The sequence below is a fragment of the Lysobacter gummosus genome (genome assembly GCF_001442805.1).
In the GTDB taxonomy this organism is placed as follows: Bacteria; Pseudomonadota; Gammaproteobacteria; order Xanthomonadales; family Xanthomonadaceae; genus Lysobacter; species Lysobacter gummosus.
The window spans coordinates 3,246,793-3,269,111 of sequence record NZ_CP011131.1; the positions used below are offsets into that span (position 1 = coordinate 3,246,793).

21 protein-coding genes are annotated in these 22,319 nt (G+C 66.8%); 9 read left to right on the forward strand and 12 right to left on the reverse strand.

Features of this window, described 5'->3' with window-relative positions; all coding sequences use genetic code 11:
* Positions 1–183: 183 nt before the first annotated feature.
* Positions 184–558: a tRNA-binding protein gene (locus LG3211_RS13135; protein ID WP_057943235.1), complete on the reverse strand. Its 375-nt coding sequence runs from the start codon at positions 556–558 to the stop codon at positions 184–186.
* On the reverse strand, positions 555–1,850 hold the full coding sequence (locus LG3211_RS13140) for an NAD(P)/FAD-dependent oxidoreductase (protein ID WP_057943236.1): 1,296 nt from the start codon (positions 1,848–1,850) through the stop codon (positions 555–557). Before LG3211_RS13140 ends, LG3211_RS13135 begins: the two co-directional genes overlap by 4 nt.
* An 85-nt stretch (positions 1,851–1,935) precedes the next feature.
* On the opposite strand from LG3211_RS13140, the gene LG3211_RS13145 reads away from it, so the two are divergent.
* Complete coding sequence (locus LG3211_RS13145) at positions 1,936–2,364, forward strand: hypothetical protein (protein ID WP_057943237.1); 429 nt, start codon at positions 1,936–1,938, stop codon at positions 2,362–2,364.
* A gap of 195 nt (positions 2,365–2,559) precedes the next feature.
* Here LG3211_RS13145 and galU read toward each other — a convergent pair whose 3' ends face one another.
* The 8 genes from galU to cmk all read right to left on the reverse strand — a co-directional run bounded on the left by galU (position 2,560) and on the right by cmk (position 11,270).
* The gene (galU, locus tag LG3211_RS13150; RefSeq protein WP_057943238.1) at positions 2,560–3,459 is read right to left on the reverse strand and encodes a UTP--glucose-1-phosphate uridylyltransferase GalU; all 900 of its coding nucleotides are present in this window, start codon (positions 3,457–3,459) and stop codon (positions 2,560–2,562) included.
* Positions 3,459–5,369 carry a polysaccharide biosynthesis protein gene (locus LG3211_RS13155; protein ID WP_057943239.1) on the reverse strand — a complete coding sequence of 637 codons (1,911 nt, stop codon included), beginning with the start codon at positions 5,367–5,369 and terminating at the stop codon, positions 3,459–3,461. The genes galU and LG3211_RS13155 overlap by 1 nt, the downstream gene beginning before the upstream one ends.
* A 36-nt stretch (positions 5,370–5,405) precedes the next feature.
* Positions 5,406–6,398 carry an MraY family glycosyltransferase gene (locus LG3211_RS13160; protein ID WP_057943240.1) on the reverse strand — a complete coding sequence of 331 codons (993 nt, stop codon included), beginning with the start codon at positions 6,396–6,398 and terminating at the stop codon, positions 5,406–5,408.
* A gap of 3 nt (positions 6,399–6,401) precedes the next feature.
* Positions 6,402–7,577 (reverse strand): lipopolysaccharide assembly protein LapB, encoded by a 1,176-nt coding sequence (gene lapB / locus LG3211_RS13165; RefSeq protein WP_057943241.1) that lies wholly within the window; start codon positions 7,575–7,577, stop codon positions 6,402–6,404.
* A gap of 2 nt (positions 7,578–7,579) precedes the next feature.
* Positions 7,580–7,867: a lipopolysaccharide assembly protein LapA domain-containing protein gene (locus LG3211_RS13170; RefSeq protein ID WP_057943242.1), complete on the reverse strand. Its 288-nt coding sequence runs from the start codon at positions 7,865–7,867 to the stop codon at positions 7,580–7,582.
* A 268-nt stretch (positions 7,868–8,135) separates the two neighbouring features.
* Positions 8,136–8,438, reverse strand: coding sequence for an integration host factor subunit beta (locus LG3211_RS13175; RefSeq protein ID WP_031371666.1), 303 nt, complete (start codon positions 8,436–8,438; stop codon positions 8,136–8,138).
* 246 nt (positions 8,439–8,684) lie between these two features.
* Positions 8,685–10,370: a 30S ribosomal protein S1 gene (rpsA, locus tag LG3211_RS13180; RefSeq protein WP_057943243.1), complete on the reverse strand. Its 1,686-nt coding sequence runs from the start codon at positions 10,368–10,370 to the stop codon at positions 8,685–8,687.
* A gap of 207 nt (positions 10,371–10,577) precedes the next feature.
* Entirely contained in the window at positions 10,578–11,270 is a 693-nt protein-coding gene (gene cmk, locus LG3211_RS13185) for a (d)CMP kinase (protein WP_057943244.1), read from the reverse strand.
* 291 nt (positions 11,271–11,561) lie between these two features.
* Between cmk and ykgO the strand changes: the two genes are divergently transcribed.
* The 3 genes from ykgO (at position 11,562) to LG3211_RS13200 (ending at position 13,237) form a co-directional block, all read left to right on the forward strand.
* Entirely contained in the window at positions 11,562–11,687 is a 126-nt protein-coding gene (gene ykgO / locus LG3211_RS13190) for a type B 50S ribosomal protein L36 (RefSeq protein WP_010342887.1), read from the forward strand.
* 178 nt (positions 11,688–11,865) lie between these two features.
* Positions 11,866–12,195 (forward strand): hypothetical protein, encoded by a 330-nt coding sequence (locus LG3211_RS13195; protein WP_057943245.1) that lies wholly within the window; start codon positions 11,866–11,868, stop codon positions 12,193–12,195.
* A gap of 4 nt (positions 12,196–12,199) precedes the next feature.
* Positions 12,200–13,237 carry an agmatine deiminase family protein gene (locus LG3211_RS13200; RefSeq protein ID WP_057943246.1) on the forward strand — a complete coding sequence of 346 codons (1,038 nt, stop codon included), beginning with the start codon at positions 12,200–12,202 and terminating at the stop codon, positions 13,235–13,237.
* Between the two features lie 85 nt (positions 13,238–13,322).
* On the opposite strand, the gene LG3211_RS13205 is transcribed toward LG3211_RS13200, so the two are convergent.
* Positions 13,323–13,898, reverse strand: coding sequence for a hypothetical protein (locus LG3211_RS13205; protein ID WP_148648892.1), 576 nt, complete (start codon positions 13,896–13,898; stop codon positions 13,323–13,325).
* Between the two features lie 45 nt (positions 13,899–13,943).
* Between LG3211_RS13205 and LG3211_RS13210 the strand changes: the two genes are divergently transcribed.
* The 5 genes from LG3211_RS13210 to LG3211_RS13230 all read left to right on the forward strand — a co-directional run bounded on the left by LG3211_RS13210 (position 13,944) and on the right by LG3211_RS13230 (position 18,734).
* Entirely contained in the window at positions 13,944–14,831 is an 888-nt protein-coding gene (locus tag LG3211_RS13210) for a carbon-nitrogen hydrolase (protein ID WP_057943248.1), read from the forward strand.
* Positions 14,828–15,409, forward strand: coding sequence for a GNAT family N-acetyltransferase (locus LG3211_RS13215; protein WP_237049758.1), 582 nt, complete (start codon positions 14,828–14,830; stop codon positions 15,407–15,409). Before LG3211_RS13210 ends, LG3211_RS13215 begins: the two co-directional genes overlap by 4 nt.
* A gap of 218 nt (positions 15,410–15,627) precedes the next feature.
* Positions 15,628–16,239, forward strand: coding sequence for a TetR/AcrR family transcriptional regulator (locus LG3211_RS13220; RefSeq protein WP_057943249.1), 612 nt, complete (start codon positions 15,628–15,630; stop codon positions 16,237–16,239).
* 20 nt (positions 16,240–16,259) lie between these two features.
* Positions 16,260–17,186 (forward strand): alpha/beta hydrolase, encoded by a 927-nt coding sequence (locus LG3211_RS13225; RefSeq protein ID WP_057943250.1) that lies wholly within the window; start codon positions 16,260–16,262, stop codon positions 17,184–17,186.
* Between the two features lie 342 nt (positions 17,187–17,528).
* Positions 17,529–18,734 (forward strand): TraB/GumN family protein, encoded by a 1,206-nt coding sequence (locus tag LG3211_RS13230; protein ID WP_057943251.1) that lies wholly within the window; start codon positions 17,529–17,531, stop codon positions 18,732–18,734.
* Positions 18,735–19,214: 480 nt separating this feature from the next.
* Here the strand turns inward: LG3211_RS13230 and LG3211_RS13235 are convergent, their stop codons facing one another.
* Positions 19,215–22,319 (reverse strand): efflux RND transporter permease subunit, encoded by a 3,105-nt coding sequence (locus LG3211_RS13235; RefSeq protein WP_057943252.1) that lies wholly within the window; start codon positions 22,317–22,319, stop codon positions 19,215–19,217.

A 22,319-nucleotide genomic window follows, 5' to 3' on the forward strand; every position in this document is an offset into this window, starting at 1 on the left:
CTATTGCGTGTTAGTGGCATTAAATTTACTTAATGAACCCGATTAATTTGCGGCCCGCTTTGTATTGGTGTGGCCCGGGAGTGGCAACCGGGCCCGTAAGTTGTGTCTTCGCTGCGGCCAATCCGCAGCAACGGCGCAAGCTTGAGCGCTTTGTGGCGCTAAGCCCCGCACCGCGCAGTGACCTCAGGCCAGCCGCGTTCCGTTCGGCACCGGCCGTTCGATGGTGGTGATCACCACGCCCTCCTCGGTCGGGAAACCGGTCAGCAGGAACTCGGACACGAACGGCCCGATCTGCTTGGGCGGAAAATTGATCACCCCGACGATCTGCCGTCCGAGCAGTTCTTCCGCCGAATACAGATGACGGATCTGCGCGCTGGTCTTGCGCAGCCCGTGCGGGCCGAAATCCACCCACAGCTTCCACGCCGGCTTGCGCGCCTGCGGGAATTCCTCGACCTGGGTGACCGTGCCGGCGCAGATCAGCACCTTCTCGAAATCGCTCCACGCGATCAGGCCGTGCGCCTGTTCGCCGCCGCCCTCGCCCGCATTGCCGTGACTCATCGTTTGCTTCCTTCTGTCATGTCTTTCCATCGGTCCTTGAACTGCGCCCAGCTGTAGCTCAGCTGCGCGGCCAGCAGACCGGCGGGTTTCATCGCCGAGACCAGACCGTAATCGGACAATTCGCGCCAGCGCTCGTCGCCGTGCGCGATCGCCGCGGCCAGCACTTCGCCGGCGAACGTGGTCGGGGCGACGCCGTGGCCGCCGAAGGCCTGCGCCAGCCACAGGCCGTCATCGACCCGGCCGATCTGCGGCATCTGGTGCCGCGCGTAACTCATCAGCCCGGACCAGGCGTAATCGACCCGGGTCCCGGCCAGTTGCGGAAATACCTTGAGCAGATCGCGATACAGCAGGCGCTGCACCTGCCGCGGCGAGCGCTCGCGCACGCAGATGCGCCCGCCCCACAGCAGCCGCGTGTCCGCCAGCGGCCGGTAGTAGTCGAAGGCGAAGCGGCTGTCGTAGACCGCCGCGCGCGTGCGCAGCGCGCTGTCCAGGCGATCGCCGAGCGGCTCGGTCACCATCACATAGGTCGCGATCGGCATCACCGCCGCATCGACTTCGCGTCGCAGCCCGGCCAGATAGCCGCCGCAGGCCAGCACCACCTGCTCGGCATGGATCTCGCCGCGCTCGGTGCGCACGCGCCAGCCCGAGGGGCCGCGTTCGAGCGCGAGCGCCGCGGTGCCCTCGTGCACGCGCACGCCGCGCTCGGCTGCGAGCGCGGCGATGCCCTGCGCGTACTTGAGCGGATGAAAATGAAACGCCTGCGGTTCGAACAAGGCATCGTGATAGCGCTGGCTGCGCACGCGTTCGCGCAGGCGCTCGCGCGGCCACCATTGCCAGTGGGTGTCGTAGTGTTCGGCCAGCAATCGCTGGCGCGAGCGCAGCACGTCCGGATCGCGGAACCAGTTGGCCCAGATGATGCCGGCCTCGGTCGCATCGCAGTCGATGCCGTGGCGATGGATGCGCGAGCGGATCAGCTCGACCGCCTCCAGGCTGCCGGCGTAGAGGGCGCGCGCGCGTTGCGGCCCCAGCTCGCGCAGCAGCGCGTCCTCGCCGCGCGAGAAGCCGCCGAAGACGAAGCCGCCGTTGCGTCCGGAGGCGCCATGGCCGATGCGCTGCGCCTCGATCAGCAGCACGTCGTCGACGCCGCGTTCGGCCAGTCCCAACGCGGTGTTGAGCCCGGCGAAGCCGCCGCCGATCACGCACACCCTCGCCTGCGCCGGGCCTTCCAGCGGCGGCCACCGGCGGTCGTGGCCGACACTGGCGCGGTAATAGTTTTCGGCGGGTATGGACATGGACGGGTCGGAACGGTTTGATGGCGGCCTGCGACCGCAGCGCCGTCCATCGCGGACCGTGCCGTCGCTTGCCGGGATCGAGACGATGGAAATCCACCGCGCCGACTTAGCCTACCGCAGACGCAGCCTGTGGCTGTTGTCGACGATAGTCGGCCTGTGCGCGGTCGGGCTGTGGCAATTGCACGGGTGGCTGCAGGTCGTGCAGAGCCACGTGCAGGCCGGCGACGCCGAACAGGCGCGGCGCTGGCTGCGCTGGGCGATCGCCGGCGTGGTGTTCGCGCCGTCGCTGCCGCTGTCCCTGTGGGGCCGCAGCCTGCGTCGCCTGGGCGCGGCCGCGCAGGCGGAAAACCGCTTTCCGCCGCGCGAATGGAAAACCTATCGCGACGTGCGCGTGCTGCGCGATCGCGCCGCCCAGGACTGGTCGCGACGCACTGAGCGCATGGGTGGGATCGCGTTGTATGCCGCGGGAGGTTTCGCGGCCGCGACGCTGGCGGCGTGGTTCTGGCTCAGCTGAGCGGCGGTGAGAAGCGAACCGACCCATACATGCCTTGCTTCGAGCCTCCTCTCCCGCCGCGCGGGAGAGGGCTGGGGTGAGGGTGCGCAACTGCCGGCATCGCCGCAATCGTGAAACCTCGCGGGCCCTCATGCGGCCCTTCGGGCCACCTTCTCCCGCTTTCGGGAGAAGGGTCCGGAGAGAATGCCGCAGCGCTTATTCCAGGTCTTCCACGCCCAGTTCGGCCAGCGCGTTCTGCATCAGCTGCCGCGCCGAGTCGCTGAGCTTTTCGTGATCCAGCGCGTAGCGGATGGTCGCCTCGATCAAACCGATATGCGTGCCGCAATCGAAACGCGTGCCCTGGAAGCGGTAGGCGTTGACGGTCTCGCGCTGGAGCAAGGTCGCGATCGCGTCGGTGAGCTGGATCTCGCCGCCGGCGCCCGGAGTGGTGTTTTCCAGCAGTTCGAAGATGCCCGGATTGAGCACGTAGCGGCCGACCACGGCCAGGTTGCTGGGCGCGACCTCGGGCTTGGGCTTCTCGACGATGGCGGTGATGCGACCCTGGCGTGCGTCGAAGCTCTGCGTCGCCACGATGCCGTAACTGCCGGTCTGCTCGTGCGGAACGTCCTGCACCGCGATCACGCTGGCGCCGGTGGCCTGGGCCGCGTCGGCCATCTGCTTGAGCGCGCCGGGACCGCGATTCCAGATCACGTCGTCGGGCAGCAGCACCGCGAAGGGCTCGTTGCCGATCACTTCCTTGGCGCACAACACCGCATGGCCCAGGCCCAGCGCTTCGGCCTGGGTCACGAACACCGCGCGCACGCCCGGCGGCAGCACGTTGCGGACCAGTTCGAGTTGTTCCAGCTTGCCCGAGCGTTCGAGCTTGTGTTCGAGCTCGTAGGCCTTGTCGAAGTAATCCGCGACCGCGTGCTTGTAGCGATTGGTGATGAACACCAGCGTGTCGCAGCCGGCTTCGATGGCTTCATCGACGGCGTACTGGATCAGCGGCCGATCGATGATCGGCAGCATTTCCTTGGGAACGGTCTTGGTGGCGGGAAGGAATCGGGTGCCGAGGCCGGCGACGGGAAAAACGGCTTTGCGGATGCGTGCAGCCATCAAATCTTCCTGGCGTTACGGGCGGGGAATGCGACCACGGTAGCCGATTCCTTGTAATCCGGGTGTTCACCCACCGGCTGGAACTCCGGAACGGCGATGCGCAGCAAGATGCCGAGCGCTTCGCGGTCGTAACGGATCGAGGCCTCGCGCAGTTGCTGCAGCGAATGCTCCAGCGAACTGGTCGACACGTCGCGCGGCTCGGCCTGCAGGATCTTGGGATGCACGGTCGGGCGGTAACGCTCGTCGGCGTGGAACAAGGTCTCGTGCAGCTTCTCGCCCGGGCGCAGGCCGGTGTAGACGATGGCCACGTCGCGTCCCGGCTGCTTGCCGGCCAGGCGGATCATCTGCTCTGCCAACAGGCGGATCGGTACCGGCTCGCCCATGTCGAGGGTGTAGATGGCTTCGTGAGTGCCGATCGCCGAGGCCTGCAGGATCAGCTGGCAGGCTTCCGGGATGGTCATGAAGAAGCGCGTGACTTCCGGGTCGGTGACAGTGACCGGGCCGCCGCTACGGATCTGTTCGCGGAACAGCGGCACCACGCTGCCGGCCGAATCGAGCACGTTGCCGAAGCGCACGGTGACGAAGCGGGTCTTGCGCTGGTCGGCCAGCGACTGGCAGGTCATCTCGGCCAGGCGCTTGGTCGCGCCGAGCACGTTGACCGGATCGACCGCCTTGTCGGTGGAAATCAGCACGAAGGTGCCCACCCCGGCGGCGCGGCAGGCGCGCGCGACGGTTTCGGTGGCCAGCACGTTGTTGCGCACCGCTTCGCGCAGTTGCGCTTCCAGCAGCGGCACCTGCTTGTAGGCGGCGGCGTGGAAGGCGGCATCGGGCTCGGCCAGCTTCAGCGCGTATTCGATCACGGCCTTGTCGCCGCAGTCGCCCAGGATCGGGATGAATTCGACGTCGGGGAAATCGCGGCGCAGCGCGGTCTCGGTGGTGACCAGGGCCAGTTCGTCGATCTCGATCAGAGCGATGCGGCCGGCGCCGTGGCGCGCGCACTGGCGGCACAGTTCCGAACCGATCGAACCGCCGGCGCCGGTGACCAACACCGAGCGCGAACCCAGCCAGCCACGAATCGCCTTCCAGTCGGGCAACACCGGCTTGCGGCCGAGCAAGTCTTCGATCGCGACTTCCTTGAGCTCGCCCGGCAGCGAACGCCCTTCCAGCACGTCCTGCAGACGCGGCACCATGCGGAACGGCACCGCCGTGCGTTCGCAGGCCATGACGATGCGCTGCATCGCGTTGGCGTCGGCCGAGGGCATCGCGATGACCAGCAGCTTGGCCGCGGTCTCGCGGGCGATTTCGGCGACGTCATCGACCTTGCCCAGCACCGGCACGCCCTGCACCTTGCTGCCGCGCAGGCGCGCGGCGTCGTCGAGGAAACCGACCGGGTGATAGGTGCCGAAGCGGCGCAGGTCGCGCACCAGCGCTTCGCCGGCGCGGCCGGCGCCGAGGATCAGGATGCGCACCGATACCGAGTTGGCATTGTCGATGCGGCTGTCCTTCCAGGCGCGGTACAACAGGCGCGGCGCGCCGAGCATGCCCATCAGCACCAGCGGATACAGCACCAGCACCGTGCGCGGCACCTGGTCGACGCGGTTGTAGAGGAACAGGCCGAGCACGATCGCGAACAGGCCCAGCATGCAGGCCTTGAAGATGTTCCAAAGATCGGGGACGCCGGCGAAGCGCCACAGGCCGCGGTACAGACCGACCTGCCAGAACACCAGGCCTTGCGCGGCCAGGACCAGGGCGATCTCGGTGGACCACAGCGGCAGGGGCGGCGGCGTGGCGACGATGCCGAAGCGCAGCTTGTGCAGGGCTTGCCAGACCAGCCAGACCATCGCGAGATCGTGCGCGACCACCGCCAATCGGGGCAGTCCGCTCTTGAGTCGATCACGCAATGAGCTCATTCCCTGCCTCGTCTGCAATACATATCGTCGGTTCGCTCAGCTGTCCGCGCCGCCGGAACCGGTTTCGGTCCGTTGGATCAGCCACCAAAAAAAAGCGCCGGATATATACCACCCGGCTCCCATACACAGCATGAAACCGAATCGGACTTCGGTCACAAGGCTTAGGGAGGCTACGGCCAGCCCCGTGAAAACCGCATAGGCAAAGGTGACTCGGGCGTGACCGATGCGCCTGGCCCACACCTGATAGGCGTGCTGAGTGTGCGGGGTCCACCAGCGTTCGCCGCGCCTTACCCGCCGCAGCAAGGTCAGGCTGGAATCGACCATGAATGCGGCCAGGGGGATCAGCAGCAGCGCCAGGGTCATGCCGCGCCAGGGCCGGGCCGCGTCGGCCCCCAGCACGATCAGCCCCGCCACGGCAAAGCCGATCGCGCCGCTGCCGACATCGCCCATGAAGATCCGCGCGCGTGGGAAATTGAACGGCAGAAAGCCCAGGCTGGCGGCCAGCAGGGCCAGCGCCAGCCAGCGCCAGACCTCCCCGCCGCCCATCCAGGCCACCGCCAGCGCGACCAGGACGGTCTGCGAAGCGGCCAGGCCGTTGATCCCGTCCATGAAGTTCCACACGTTGGTCAGGCCCAGCGCCAACACGAACGCGGCCAGCACCAGCCAGTTCGGACTGCCGCCGTGCCAGAGCGCGAAGGCGAGCAAGGCCGCCGCCAGCGCATGCACGCCCAGGCGCAGCCAGGGCGACAGCGGGCGGTGGTCATCGACCCAGCCGATCGCCGCGACCAGGCTCAGGCCGAGCCCGAACACCAGCGCCTTCGGCGCGTAGGAAGGAAAGCGCAGGCCCAGCGCGATCGCCGCGACCAACAGCGCGGCGACGATGGCGATGCCGCCGCCGCGCGGCGTGGCCACGGCGTGGCTGCGGCGCTCGCCGGGCTCGTCGACCATATTGCGGCGCAAGGCGTAGGCGCGCGCCAGCCAGGTGCCCGCCGCGCCCAGCGCCGCGAAGATCGCGATCCATGACCCCATGACTCAGACCACCGCGTAATTCAGCAGCGGCTTGATCGAACCCCATTCCTTGCAGCTGGGACATTGCCAGTGATGGCTGCGCGCGCCGAAGCCGCAGCGGTTGCAACGGTAACTGGGGTTGCGCACCAGCAACTGGTCGGTGATGTGCTTGAGATCGTGCAGGGTCGCCAGCGGGTCGGCGTTCTCGGCCAGGGTCAGGTCGATCAGCGCGGCCTCGCCGCGCACCGACGGGCGATCCTTGAGCTGGCGCGCCAGGTACGCGCGCGCGGCCGGCACGCCGTCCTCGGCCTCGACCATACGCGTGAGCGCCAGCACCGGCGCGATGCCGCGGTAGTGTTCGCACATCTCGGCCAGGAACGCGCGCGCGCCGGTCGGATCGCCGTTGCGCTCGTAGCAGCTCAGCAGCGCCGGCAGCACTTCGGGCAGATAGTCCGGATCGGCGCGGGCCACCCTTTCGAAGGCGCGGATCGCCGCGGTGTCGTTGCCGGCCTCGACTTCGATCCGTCCTTCCAGCATGCCGGCGCGCACCGAATTGGCGTCGGCCTCGTAGGCGCGCTTGACCGCGGCGCGCGCCGCGTCGCTGTCGCCGGCGGCGCGATAACGGTCGGCCAGTTCGCATTCGAACTGGGCGATCAGCTTGCCCATCGGCTCGCCGGTCGCCGCTTCGAAGCGCTGCGCGTTCTCGATCGCCTTGTCCCAGTCGCGTTCGGACTGGTAGATGCCGATCAGGTGGCGCAAGGCCAGCGGCGCCATGTCCAGCGCGACCAGATCGCTGAAGACGGTTTCGGCGCGATCGAGCAGGCCCGAGCGCATGTAGTCCTCGCCCAGCGCCAGCAGCGCCTGCACCTTCTGCTGGTCGCTCAGCCCGGGGCGTTGCACCAGCGCCTGATGCAGGCGGATCGCGCGATCGACTTCGCCGCGGCGGCGGAACAGATGGCCGAGCGCGACCTGGGTTTCGAAGGTGTCCTTGTCGAGTTCGGCGATGTGCAGGAACAACTCGATGGCTTTGTCGGGCTGCTCGTTGAGCAGGTAGTTCAGGCCGCGGAAATAGGTGGTGGACAGGCGGCTGACCTGATTGTCGCTATGGCGTTCGCCGCCGCGGCGGCCGATCACCCAGCCGCTGACGGCGGCGATCGGCAACAACAGGAAGAACCAGAACCACTGGCTGATGAATTCCATGCTCAGACCTCGGGACCGGTGAGCGTCGGCGCGCTGGTCGCCGGGCCGCCGCGCGCGTCGCGTTCGGCGCGGGCCAGACGGCGGCGCAGCGGCAGCACGACGCTGGCGCTGATGGCCAGGCCGCCGATCAAGGCGCCGATCAGCAGCGCCACGATCAGGGCGATGCCGAGCGAGGTCGCCGGAATGAAGCCGATGCCCAGGTCGATACTGACCAGTTGCCGGTTGAGGGCGCCCAGGATCGCGCCGGTGGCCAGAAAGACCAGGGCGATGAGGAGACGGATCACGCGCATGTGGGGTTCCGATCAGTCGTGCACGATCTCGTGCGTGTCGCGCCTAGCTTAACGGACACGGATGGACACCGCGTATAGGGGGCATGCGGGGGCTGCGGCCGACTTTGGGAGCAGCGAATAGTTCAGAGGAGTGAGGAACGAGTAAAAAGCCGAAGGCATCGGGACCGAGCCGTCCGGGTGCAGGCTAGGCGCTGTCGGGCATGGGAGGGACGGCGAGAAGCGGCTTTCGCTCACTTCTCACTCCTCTCAACTCACTGCTCAACCGCTCTCAGGCTTCCTCGTCCAACGGCGTTACGCCGCTGACGCGCTCGCGCAATTCCTTGCCGGGCTTGAAGTGCGGCACGTGCTTGCCGGGCAGCGCGACCGATTCGCCGGTCTTGGGGTTGCGGCCCAGGCGCGGCGGACGGTAGTGCAGCGAGAAGCTGCCGAAACCGCGAATCTCGATCCGCTCGCCGGCCGACAGGGCACCGCCCATCATTTCCAGCAAGGCCTTCACCGCCAGATCCACATCGTCGCCCTTGAGGTGGGCCTGACGCTGCGAAAGGATCTCGATGAGCTCGGATTTGGTCATGCGGAGTGTTGCCTGGCCTTATAGAAGGTCGTTGAAGAAGATGCGGCACCGCGCTCATGCGCGATCCCCTGCCGCAGGCCGGAGCGGACCGGCTTGGCCGGGCCGCCCTGGCGGAGGTAGCGCCGTCCGGCAACCGCCGGACCGCACTGCCTTACCTCTGACTGCAAAAACCGGCGCCGGCCAGCGGCGCCGTTGTTACCTGTTGCCGCCGCCCCGGCAGGACCGGGACGGCAGGCGATACCGCGATTACTCGGACTTGCCGCCCAGACGCTCGCGCAGCAGCGCGCCGAGGCTGGTGGTGCCGGTGGCCGCTTCGGAGTGACGGTTGTAGTCCGCCAGCGCCTCTTGCTGCTCGGCTTCGTCCTTGGCCTTGATCGACAGCTGCATGCTGCGACCCTTGCGGTCGGTGCCGATGATCTTGGCTTCGACTTCCTGCCCGACCTTCAGGTACTGCGAGGCATCCTCGACGCGTTCCTTGGCGATGTCGCGCGCGGCGACGTAGCCTTCGATGCCGTCGGCGAGTTCGATCGTGGCGCCCTTGGCGTCCACTTCCTTCACCACGCCCTTGACGATCGTGCCCTTGGCGTTGGAAGCCACGTACTGACCCATCGGGTCCTGCTCGAGCTGCTTCACGCCGAGCGAGATGCGCTCGCGCTCCGGATCGACGGCCAGAACCACGGCTTCCAGCGTGTCGCCCTTCTTGAAGTTGCGCACGATGTCTTCGCCGGTGGTGTTCCAGCTGATGTCCGACAGGTGCACCAGGCCGTCGATGCCGCCGTCCAGGCCGATGAAGATGCCGAAGTCGGTGATCGACTTGATCTGGCCTTCGACCTTGTCGCCCTTCTTGTGGATGGCCGCGAAGGTCTCCCACGGGTTCGAGGTGACCTGCTTCATGCCCAGCGAGATACGACGACGCTCTTCATCGACGTCCAGCACCATGACCTGAACTTCGTCGCCGACCTGCACGATCTTGGACGGGTTGACGTTCTTGTTGGTCCAATCCATTTCGGAGACGTGGACCAGGCCTTCGACGCCCGGCTCGATCTCGACGAACGCGCCGTAATCGGTGACGTTGCTGACCTTGCCGAACACGCGGGTGTTGGCCGGGTAGCGACGGGCGATGTTGTCCCACGGATCCTCGCCCAGCTGCTTGAGGCCGAGGCTGACGCGGTTGCGCTCGCGGTCGTACTTGAGCACGCGCACGTCGAGTTCCTGACCGACTTCCACGACTTCCGACGGGTGACGCACGCGCTTCCACGCCATGTCGGTGATGTGCAGCAGGCCGTCGATGCCGCCCAGGTCCACGAACGCGCCGTAATCGGTGAGGTTCTTGACCACGCCCTTGAGGATCGCGCCTTCCTGCAGCTTCTCCATCAGCTGTTCGCGCTCGACGCTGTACTCGCTCTCGACCACCGCGCGGCGGGAGACGACGATGTTATTGCGCTTGCGGTCCAGCTTGATGAGCTTGAACTCGAGTTCCTTGCCTTCCAGGTAGGCCGAGTCGCGCACCGGGCGCACGTCCACCAGCGAACCGGGCAGGAAGCCGCGGACATCCTTGATGTCGACGGTGAAACCACCCTTGACCTTGCCGCTGATGCGGCCGGTGATGGTTTCGTTCTTTTCGAGCGCCTCTTCGAGCTCGTCCCACACCATGGCGCGCTTGGCCTTCTCGCGCGACAGTACGGTTTCGCCGAAGCCGTTCTCGATCGAGTCGAGCGCGACCTTGACTTCGTCGCCCACGGCGACGTCGATCTCGCCGGCGTCGTTACGGAACTGTTCGATCGGCACGATGCCTTCAGACTTCAGGCCCGCGTTGATCACCACCACGTCGCTGCGGACTTCCACAACGGTACCGGTGACGATCGCGCCCGGCTTCAGCTTGGCCAGGTATTGCTGGCTGGCTTCGAACAGTTCGGCAAATGATTCGGTCATTGGATTGAATATCTCAGTTGAACACACGGATCGCACCGTTTGACATCGTTGCCGTCGTGGCAACGCAAGCAGAACGTGGTCGACCCACCCGTTATGTGATGCGGTGGAACTGCATCATGTGTTGTGGTTGATCCATCGCGGAATTGCGATGGGATGGTTGGGGGTAACGCCTTCCGCTGCGACAGCGCCCGGCTCGCGCCGCGTCGTTCAGCGCGCAGGCAACAACGCCAGCACCTGTTCGACTACCGTGTCGATTCCAAGCCCGGTGGTATCGATGCGGACGGCATCTTCAGCCGGTCGCAAGGGAGCCACCGCGCGCTGGGCGTCACGGGCGTCGCGGGCAAGAATCTCCCGCAGCAGACCATCTAAAGTAACTGAAACCCCTTTGTCTTTCAACTGCTTATAGCGCCTTTCCGCGCGCTCGTCGGCACTGGCGGTCAGAAAGACCTTGAACGGGGCGTCCGGGAAGATGACCGTGCCCATGTCGCGACCGTCGGCGACCAGCCCCGGCGGCTGGCGGAAGGCACGCTGGCGGTCCTTCAGGGCGGCCCGGACCTCCGGAATCGCGGCGATCGCCGAGGCGGCCGCGCCGGCGGTTTCGGTGCGCAATTCGTCGGTGGCGTCCTGCTCGTTGACCAGCACCCGCAGCTCACCGGCTTCGTCGTCGCGAAAGCCGATACGGGTGTCGAAGGCGCAGCGAACCAGGGCCGCCGGGTCGGCCAGGTCCAGGTCGGCCCAACCGGCGGCGACGCCGACGGCCCGGTACAAGGCGCCCGAGTCCAGGTAATGCCAGCCCAGTCGCTGCGCGACCAGACGGCTGATGGTGCCCTTGCCCGAGCCCGAGGGCCCGTCGATGGTGAGGACGGGGATGCTGCTGTTGTCGGAAGATGCGCTGTTCATGCGGCCTATTATGCGGCGGCCGGACGCGGTTTCGATTCGGCGGCGGATGGATCGGCTATCCTGCGCCGCGCTCGCGCCGCCCGGACCGGGGCGCGATCGCCGCCGCGGCCGGCCGATCCGGCGCTGCGCCGGCCCGCTTTATCCGGGCAATTGCCGCTTTCCAAGACCCTTCGCCGGCGCCGGCTGGATTTTTTCTACGCAAGCACTTGATCCGGCGAAGATTTGTCCTCTATAATCGCGGGCTAACTTTTCCACCCCGCTTCTTCCACCTATTTTTTGCCGAGGTCTGTCATGAAGGTCCTGTCCTCCCTGAAGTCGGCGAAGGCCCGTCACCGCGACTGCAAAGTCGTCCGCCGCCGCGGCAAGGTCTTCGTGATTTGCAAGTCGAACCCGCGTTTCAAGGCGCGTCAGCGCTAAGACTCGCCGGCGGCGTCAGCCGCCGCCCGAGGTTCAAGTCGAAAGCCGCCGCGAGGCGGCTTTCTTCGTTATTCCACCCCTTTCGCCCCCAGCTTCGCAAAACCGTGACGGCCGCACGCTGCCGTTAAGCGTCACCTTGTGCCTAGAATCCCGCGTCCTTTGACGAGGTGGATTTGCCATGAAACTGCGCATTGCCGTTGCACCGCTGCTCGCCCTGCTCGCCCTCTGCGGCACCGCCTCGGCCGAGACTTTGTTGATCCAGCGCGTGCAGCAGGAGGGCAAGTCCGCATTGCCCTCGCGCGGCCAGAGCATGGACCAGGTCAAGGCCCGCTACGGCGAGCCCACTCAGCGCCTGGATGCGCGCGGCGGCCAGAAGAAGCAGTGGCCGCAGATCAACCGCTGGGTCTATCCGGCCTTCACCGTGTATTTCGAGAAGAGCCGGGTGATCGACGTGGTCGCGAACAAGGCCGACGCCAACGAAGTCGGGCCGAAACCGCCTATCCTTTGAGGTTATGACTAACAACGCATTGCGCTTCCCCGCGGAGTGGGAACCCCAGTCCGCGGTCCTTATCGCGTGGCCGAACGCCGACACCGACTGGGCGCAACGCCTGGGCGAGGTCGAAGAGACCTACATCGCCCTGGTCGCGGCCATCACCCGCTTCCAACCCGTGCTGATCTGCGTGGCCGACGACGACGTCCAGGCCTACGCCCGCGCGCGCCTGTCCTCGGCGCGCATCGACATGGAGCGGGTGCGCTTCATCGATGCGCCCTACGACGACACCTGGCTGCGCGACTCCGGCCCGATCACGCTCAAGGCCGGCGACGGCTTCCGCCTGCTCGACTTCCGCTTCACCGGCTGGGGCGGCAAGTTCGACGCCAGCCAGGACGATCTGCTGGTCGAACGCCTGCACGACCAGGGAATCTTCGCGAAGAGTGATCGCCAAAATATTGATTTTGCATTGGAAGGCGGCGGCATCGAGACCGATGGTGCCGGCACTTTGCTGAGCACCTGGCAGTGCCTGCACGAGCGCCACCCCGACGCCAGCCGCGAAGAGATCACCGCCAAGCTGTCGGCCTGGCTGCAGCAGGACCGGGTGCTGTGGCTGGATCACGGCTACCTGGAAGGCGACGACACCGACGCCCATATCGACACCCTGGCCCGCTTCGCCGCCGAGGATGCGATCGTCTACCAGGGTTGCGACGACCCGGCCGACTCGCACTATCCCGAGCTGCAGGCCATGGCCGCCGAGCTGGCCGCCCTGCGCACCCGCGACGGCCGACCCTACCGCCTGTTCGCGCTGCCGTGGGCGCAGCCGATCATCGACGAAAACCGAAGACTGGCGGCCAGTTACGCCAACTTCCTCATCATCAATGGAGCCGTGCTGATGCCGGCCTACGGCGACGCCCGCGACGGCGAAGCCCAGGCGGTGCTGGCGCAGGCCTTCCCGGATCGCGAGATCGTCGCCGTGCCCTGCCGGCCCTTGATCTGGCAGAACGGCAGCCTGCATTGCGTGACCATGCAGCTGCCGCAGGGCGTGGTCGCCGGCTGATCCGCTTGAGCGGGGCCGCTTCGGCGCCCCGCCCTGCGGCCGGTACGAATCGATTCGAACGGTGCCCGCCCGGCGGCGGGCCGCCTCAGTCTTTCGAGCGCAGGCACGGCGCAGCGGGCGCGATATCCGCCGCCTTGCGTGCCGCTTCGTTCTGCCCCTTGCCCGGCGCGACCTTGGCGGTCACGCAGGCGCTGTCGGCGCCGAGCTTGCTGACCACCAGATAGGACGTGGTGAGCTCGGACCGCTCCGGGTTCTCGCTGATGTTCAGGCGCACGATCAAGGCCTTCGGGACACGGCCGCCGGACGCCGGATAACGCCACTCGGCGGAGTTGCCCAGGCTGCTGAACCCCGAACCCACCGTGCTCCAGAACTCAAGCGGCAGGATCTTGCCGGCCGGCGTCACCACATCGATCGACATGCGCGCATCGCCGTCGAGCACCTGCAAGCGATAGCCGTCCACGCCCGGGCAGACCGAACTGCCGCCTTGCCCTTCCTCGTCCTTCGGCACCGGCGCGGCCGTGCAATCTTTTTCGATCAGGCTCGAATAGCGGCTCGATCCGGCTTCGCCGGCCGCGGCCTGGATGGATGAAGACAGCGCCAGCGCTGTCAATGCAGCCGCCGCAAAGCGCCGGCCGCGTGGGCTGCGAGTGAGTCCGCTCATGGCCGGCAAGCTACCATAGCGTCCAACGAAAACGGATCCGATTCGATGAAGCACACCACCCTCCCCGTCGCCCTGATCCAGGACCGCGACCACGGCTCGCGCGAGGCCAACCTGGCCAACATCGAAAGCCGCGTCGGCGAAGCCGCCAAGCAGGGCGCCAAGCTGGTCCTGCTGCAGGAACTGCACAACGGGCCGTATTTCTGCCAGCACGAGTCGGTGGCCGAGTTCGATCTGGCCGAGCCGATCCCGGGCCCGAGCACGCAGCGCCTGGGCGCGCTGGCAAAGCAGCACGGCGTGGTGCTGGTCAGCTCGCTGTTCGAGCGCCGCGCGGCCGGGCTGTATCACAACACCGCGGTGGTCTATGAAGCCGACGGCTCCATCGCCGGCAAGTACCGCAAGATGCACATCCCGGACGATCCGGGCTTCTACGAGAAGTTCTATTTCACTCCGGGCGATATCGGCTTCGAGCCGATCCAGACCTCGGTCGGCCGCCTCGGCGTGCTGGTGTGCTGGGACCAGTGGTACCCGGAAGGCGCGCGGCTGATGGCGCTGGCCGGCGCCGAACTGCTGCTGTACCCGACCGCGATCGGCTGGGACCCGGACGATCAGCAGGACGAAAAAGACCGCCAGCGCATGGCCTGGATCCTCAGCCACCGCGGCCACGCGGTCGCCAACGGCTTGCCGGTGCTCAGCGTCAACCGGGTCGGGCACGAGCCCTCGCCGATCGGCGCCTCGGGCATCCAGTTCTGGGGCTCCAGCCATGTGCTCGGGCCGCAGGGCGAGTTCCTTGCGCAAGCCAAGACCGCCGAGCCGGAAATCGTGATGGCGCAAGTCGATCTGGGCCGCAGCGAGCAGGTGCGGCGGATTTGGCCGTTCCTGCGCGACCGCCGCATCGACGCCTACGGCGACCTGCTCAAGCGGTATCGCGATTGAGCGCCGCGCCGCACCCCGAGTTGCGGCTGCGCCCGGCCGTCGAGGCCGACCTGGCCGCGATCGCCGCGCTGTACGCCCGCGAAGTGCGCGAGGGCGTGGCGACCTATGAGTACGACGTGCCCAACGACGCCGAAATGCGTCGTCGCTGGCGCGCGATCGTCGAGGCCGGCTATCCCTATCTGGTCGCGGAGTTCGTCGATGCCGGCGCCGCCACGTTCGCCGGCTATGCCTATGCGACCTCGTACCGGACCCGCATCGGCTATCGCTGGACGGTGGAGAACTCGGTCTATGTCGAACCCGCCTGCCACGGCCGCGGCGTCGGCCGCGCGCTGATGCGGCAGCTGATCCAGGACTGCACCGCGCTGGGCTTCCGGCAGATGGTCGCGGTGATCGGCGACGGCAGCAACGCGGCCTCGGTGAGCCTGCACGAGCGGCTCGGGTTCCAGCTGGCCGGGGTGTTTCCCGGCATCGGCCGCAAGCACGGGCGCTGGCTCGATACCGTGCAGATGGTACTCGCGCTCGGCGACGGCAAGGTCGGCGAGCCGGATGAGAACGTGCCCGGGCTGCCGCTGCGCTAGGCGTTTCACCCACGTCGCGCGGCTGACGCGCTGTCGCGGCTCGCGGCGCGCGCACCCCGCAACAGCGCCCAACGCCGCGCCGGCCTCGGCAAACACAATTGAACACATTCTGTGTGCCGCACGGCCCGGCTGCGGCACCTCGAACTCGCTATGCTGACTTTGCCCGTTCGACCGACGAACGGTCGCAATAAAACGAACGGACGTGCTATTTTCGCCCCATGTCAGCTCTGACCGCCACCAATAAAGGCGCCGCCACCCGCGAGGCCATCCTCGACCAGGCCTACGGCATCGCTTGCTCGGCCGGGTTGGAAGGCTTGTCGATCGGCCCGCTCGCGGCCGCGGTGGGCATGTCCAAGAGCGGCGTATTCGCCCACTTCGGCTCGCGCGAAGATCTGCAACTGGCGGTGCTGGACATGGCCAGCCAGCGCTTCGTCGATTACGTGATGATGCCGGCGCTGAAGCAGCCGCGCGGTCTGCCGCGGCTGCGCGCCATCGCCGACAACTGGTTCGACTGGGCCCGCCACACCGAGGGCGGCTGCGTGCTGCTCGGCGCGGTCAGCGAGTACGACGACCGCCCCGGCGCCCTGCGCACCGCCGTGGTCGATCAGCAAAAACGCTGGTATCAGGTCCTGGGCAAGGCCGTGCAACTGGCCATCGACAGCGGCGAACTCGGCGCCGACACCGATACCGCGCAGCTGGCGTTCGAAATCTACGGACTGGCCCTGGTCGTGCACCACGACTCGGGTCTGTTCGGTTACGACTCGGCCACCGAACGCGGCCGCCGCGCCTTCGAGCGCCTGATCCGCTCCTACGCTTCCCCCACCGCCTGAGCGACCGACGAGGTTCCGTCATGTATCCGCTTATCGCCAAAATTAGCACGACCGTTCGTAATGCAATCAAGCTCTACCGGCTGCGTTTCGGCTTCCTGCTCGGCGCCTGGCTCGCGCCCAACGCGACCATGCACCGCGCCGCGACGCTGTTCTGCACGCCGTTCGCGTCCTCGCGCCGGCGCGCCCTGGCTGCGCCTACCTTCGGTGCGCGCGAAGAGACTCTCCAGATCGACGGCCACGCCATCGCCACCTATGTCTGGGGCGATCCGCAGCAGCAGCCGTATGTGCTGTTTGCACACGGCTGGTCGAGCCATGGCACCCGCGTCGCCAAGTGGTTGCCGCAATTGCGCGCGGAAGGCTACGCCGTGGTCGCCTTCGATCAGCTCGGCCACGGCCGCAGCGGCGGGCGCCTGGCCACCCTGCCCGATTTCACCCGTCACCTGTTCGCGGTCGGCGAGCACTACGGCCCGGCGGCGCTGGTGATCGGCCATTCGCTGGGCGGCGCGGCGGCGCTGCTCGCAATGGCGCGCGGCATGCGCGCCGAACGCGTGGTGCTGATCGCGCCGGCCGCCGATCCGGTCGCCGCGGTGAAGCGTTTTGCGCGCTTTTTGTGGGTCGGCGAGGATATCTGCCGGCGCATGTTCGCTTACTACGAGTCGCACATCGGCATCAGCTTCGATTCGCAGCAGGCGCATCGCAATGCGCCGACCATCGCCAGTCCGGCATTGATCGTGCACGACCTGGACGATCGCGAAGTGCCTTGGTCGGAAGGCGAACGCTACGCGCGTTACTGGCCGGACTCGCGCCTGCTGAGCACGCAGGGGCTGGGCCACAACCGCATCGCCGACGACGGCAACGTGATCGGCGCGGCACTGCGGTTCCTGCACGGCGAGCAGGTCGGCGACAAAGTGGTTTCGAGCGAAAACCTGCCTTACGGGTTCGCCTGACGCAGCGGCGTTGTCCGAGCCGCGCTGTCGTTCGAGTTCGCGCCGCGCTGTTCAAGCCGCGCGGCTCATCTAACAACGTAAAGCCGACGAGCAAACGCGATCGGTCTGGCCGAGGCTCCCCCTCCCGCTTCGGCCAGGCCGTTCGCTCATTCGGCAAACCGATCCGCCGAACCGCGCTTTAGCCGGTGGCGGCGGTGACCGGCGCCCGCCTGGGCAGCCGCCGCGGGCCTTGCCGAGACCGCCGTCGCGGGTTTGCCGGCACCCCGTGCAGCCTCTATGCTGCGGGCCTTTCTGTGCTCCGGCACAGCACTTCGCCGCGCGAGCCCAGAAGCCCGATCCCGAATGAATGAACCGCTGAACGACGGCCTGCAAGGCCAACCGCATGCCATCGTCGAACGAGACGGCGTCCGCTACACCCTGCTGGGCACCGCGCACGTCTCCCAGGCCAGCGTCGATGCGGTTCGCGACGCGATCGGCAGCGGCCGGTACGACGCGGTCGCGGTCGAGCTCGATGCCCAGCGCCTGCAGGCGCTGACCGATCCGGACGCACTGGCCAAGCTCGACCTGATCCAGGTGATCCGCTCGGGCAAGACCGCGTTGTTCGCGGCCAATCTGGCCCTGGCCGCGTATCAGCGCCGGCTGGCCGAGCAACTGGGCATCGAACCGGGCGCCGAACTCAAGCGCGCGGTGCTGGAAGCGCGCCAGCGCGAGCTGCCGGTGCATCTGATCGACCGCGAAGTCGGCCTGACCTTCCGCCGCGCTTCGCAGCGGCTGGGTTTCTGGGGCCGGGCCAAGCTCGGCGTCGGCCTGATCAGCAGCCTGTTCGCCGCCGATGAGGTCGGCGAGGAAGAAATCGAGAAGCTCAAGCAGGGCGACATGCTCGAATCGAGCTTCGGCGAGTTCGCCGCCGAGAGCCCGCAGTTGTACGAAACCGTGATCGCCGAGCGCGACAGCTACATGGCCGCGCGCCTGCGCGAAACCGTCGGCGAGTCGCGCGAAGTGCTGGCGGTGATCGGCGCCGGCCACCTGCAGGGTCTGGCCAAGCATCTGCGCGAAGACAAGGAAGACCCGATCGCGCAGCGCACCGCGCTGGAGCAGGTGCAGACCAAGAGCAAGGTGCCGTGGGTGATGATCGTGATCACCTCGCTGATCCTGGCCGGCATCGGCTGGGGCTTCTGGAAGGGCGGCGCGGCGATGGGCGCGGACCTGCTGCTGCAGTGGGTGCTGTTCACCGGCGGTCTGGCCGCGCTGGGTTGCCTGATCGCCGGCGGCCATCCCTTGAGCATCATCACCGCCGCTGTGGTCGCGCCGCTCAAGCCGTTCCGTCCCGGCGTTCCGACCGGCGCGCTGAGCGCGTTGGTGGAAGTGCATCGCCGCAAGCCGGCTTACGGCGATTTCATGGCCTTGCGCGACGATGCGCAGACGGTGAAGGGGTGGTATCGCAATCGGGTGGCGCGCGTGGTTTTGAATTTCATGCTGACCAATATCGGTACGGGTATCGGGGTTTGGTTGGCGGGGTTTCGGATTGCCAGCAAGTTGGTGGGGTAGAAGCAAATCCCCCCTGCCCCCCCCCCTTTTCCAAAGGGGGAACTGCCTCTTATCGATGCGGCGCTGCTGCCGGAATTCGGCGCCTCCTTTTGAATCGGTGCCCACTTTGAAAAGGGGGGCAGGCGCCCAACGCGGGTTCGTTTCGGGCTGAACCGTCGCGCGGGGGATTTGCTTTGCGCGTTCGACGCGGGCCGGTGAGCTTGCGCGGGTAGAAGCAAATCCCCCGTGCCCCCTTTTTCAAAGGGGGGAACTGCCTCTCATCGAGACAGCGCTGCTGCCGGAATTCGGCGCCCCCTTTGAATCGGTGCCCACTTTGAAAAAGGGGGCGAGCGCCCGACGGTGGTTCGTTTCGGGCTGAATCGTCGCGCGGGGGATTTGCTTTGCGTGTTGGACGCGGGTCGGTGAGCTTGCGCGGGTAGAAGCCCCCCCTTTTTCAAAGGGGGGAACTGCATTTCATCGAGACGGCACCGCTGTCGGCGATTACGCCAACGCCGGCGCCTCACCGCCGCGCGCGGGCTTGCCGCGCGCGCGACTCACCAGCACCGAGGTGCCTTCGCGCATGTCGTCGAGGATCGCGTAGATCGTCGGCAGGAACAGCAGGCTGACCACGGTCGAGAACGCCAGGCCACCGGCGACCGCGCGCGCCATCGGCGAATACGCCAGGCCGCCGAGCACCACCGTGTCGCTGAGCGAGATCGGAATCATCGCCAGGATCGCCGTGCCCATCGTCATCATGATCGGACGCAGACGTTCGCGGCTGCCTTCCACCAAGGCCTCGTTGCGCGACAAGCCGCGCCGGCGCAGGTTGTTGATGTGCTCGACCATGACGATGCCGTTGTTCACCACCACGCCCATCAGCACCAGGATGCCGATGAAGGCCATGATCGTGAACGAGCTGCCGGTCAGCCAGAACAGCCAGAACACGCCGAAGATCGAGAACACCACGCAGCTCATGATCGCCGCCGGGAACAGCAGCGACTCGAACACCGCCGCCATCACCACGTAGATCATCACCAGCGCCAGCACCAGATTGATCATCATCTGCTTGCCCGCGTCGTCGTCGCGCTCGAACGAGCTGCCGTCGAAGCTGTAGCTGTAGCCGGCCGGGAACGCGACCTTCTTCAGCGTCTCCTCCATCGCCTTGCGCGCTTCGGGCGTGGTGGTCTTGGCGTTGAGGTTGGCCTGGATGGTCAGCGTGGTCTGGCGGTTGTTGCGGTTGATCTGGCTGGCGGTCGGGCGCACGTTGACATCGACCATCGCCAACAGCGGCACGCTGCGGCCGTCGGGCGAGCGCACGGTGAATTCGGACAGGTTCTCGATCCCGAATTTCTCCGCGCCGGCGAAACGTGCCCACACCGGAACTTCGGTTTCGCCGCGCTGGAAATCGCGCAGTTGGGCGCCGCGCAAGGCCAGGCCGACGAAGCGCGAGACTTCCTCGACGCTGAAACCGAACGAGGCCGCGCGCTCGCGGTCCACCCGCACGTTGAGCTCGGAATTGCGATCGCCCACGTCCACCCGCACATCGCGCAGTTCCGAACGCCGCGACAGGATCGGCACGATATCGCCGGCCAGTTCCGACAGGGTTTCGGTCGAATCGCCGACCAGTTGCACCTGCACGCTCTTGCCGTCCTGCCCGCCGCCGCCACCGCCGTCGCCGCCGTCCAGGCTGACGACGATTTCGGCCTTGGCCGACTTGGGCAGCACCTTGCTGATGCGCTCGGTCATGGCCTTGGTGTTTTCCACCTCGCCATCGACGAACTGCAGGCGCGTGCCGGCGTTGCCGCCGTTGTTCTCGCTGAAGAACGAGTAGATCTGCTTGATGTGGAATTCCTTGCGCCGAGGTTCCAGGAACTGCTCGGTCTTGAGGATTTCCGCCGACATCTGATCGCGGGTGTAGTTGCCCTTCCAGTGATAGGAGATGAAGGCTTCCTTGCCGCCGTCGTTACCGAACATGTCGAACTTGGTCAGCATCATCGGCACGATGCTGAGCGCCACCACCAGGATGATGCCGATCACGCTCAGGCCGCGATGCTCCAGAGTCCAGCGCAGGAAATGCGCGTAGTTGCGCTGCAGGCGCGGGATCAGGCCGGTGGTCTTGTTGACCGCCGGCGGCGTCTTCATGCGCGCCGAGATCATCGGGATCAGGCTGACCGCGACCAGCCACGACGCCAGCAGCGACACCGAGATGGTGATCGCGATCTGCGACATGAAGATGCTGATGTTGTTGGTCTCGCCGATCAGGTTCGGCAGGAACACGATGCAGTGGCACAAGGTGCCGGCCGACAGTGCGATGGCGACGTGGCGGGTGCCGATGATCGAGGCCAGTTGCGGCTGCTCGGGCATCTTCTCGCGTTCCTGGTAGATGCTCTCGACCACCACCACCGCGTTGTCCACCAGCATGCCCACCGCCAGCAGCAGGCCCATCAGCGACAACACGTTGAGGGTCACGCCGACGAAGTGCATGAAGCCCAGGGTCATCACGAAGCAGATCGGAATCGCCAGGGTCACCATCAGCGTCGACGGCCAATGCCGCAGGAAGAAGAACAGCACCGCGATCGACAGCAACAGGCCGATCGCGCCGGCCTCGCCGAGTTCGAGCAGCGAGTCGGTGACTTCCTCGCCCTGGTTCTGCACCACCTTGATTTCGATATTGCTCAGCGCCGGTTGCGCGCGGATCGCCTCGACCTCGGCCAGCGCCAGCTTGGAGACTTCCACCAGGTTGGCGCTGCGCTCCTTGAAGATGTCCAGGCCGATCGCCGGACGCCCGTCAAGGCGCCGGCCGGTGTCCAGGCGCGCGGGCTTGAGGCGGATGTCGGCGATGTCGCGCAGCTTCAGGCCGGAGGTGTTGATGACCAGGTTGCGGAACTGTTCCAGGTCGATCACCTGGCCGATCGGCTGCACCCGCAGGCGGCGCCCGCCGTCTTCGATCTCGCCGGCGGAAATCGAGAAGTTCAGCGCCTGCAGTTTCCTGGTCAGGGTGTTGAGATCCACGTCGTGCGCGACCATGCGATCGGGCAGGATCGCGATCTCGACCTCGTTGGGCGCCGCGCCGCCGATCTCGACCTTGGCCACGCCGGGAATGCGTTCGAGGCGACGCTTGAACTCGCGATCGATCAGGTCGTATTCGCGGCTGAGGTCCATGTCGCCGGCCAGCCGCACCTGCAGCACGGCCTGGTCGGAGCTGGACCACTTGAACACGAAGTAGCGCTGAAAGCCGTCGGGCAGATCGTCCATGATCGCGTCGATGCGCTCGCGCGCATCCGAGGCCGCGATCGAGATATCGCGGTCCCAATCCTTGAACTGCAGGAAGATCGAGGCGCCGGTGGCGGTCGCGTTGCCCTGCATGCTCTTGATGCCGGTCATCGTCGCCAACGCTTCCTCGGCCGGACGCATGATGGTGCGCTCGACTTCCTCCGGCGTGGAGCCGTCGTAAGGCAGTTGGATGAACAAGAACGGCGCGGAGATGTCCGGCAGCGACTCCAGCGGCAGCCGCACCGCCGCGATCAAACCGATCACGAACATCGACACGAACAGCATGATGGTCGTGATCGGCCGCTTGATGCTGATCTCGGCAACGCTGCTCAT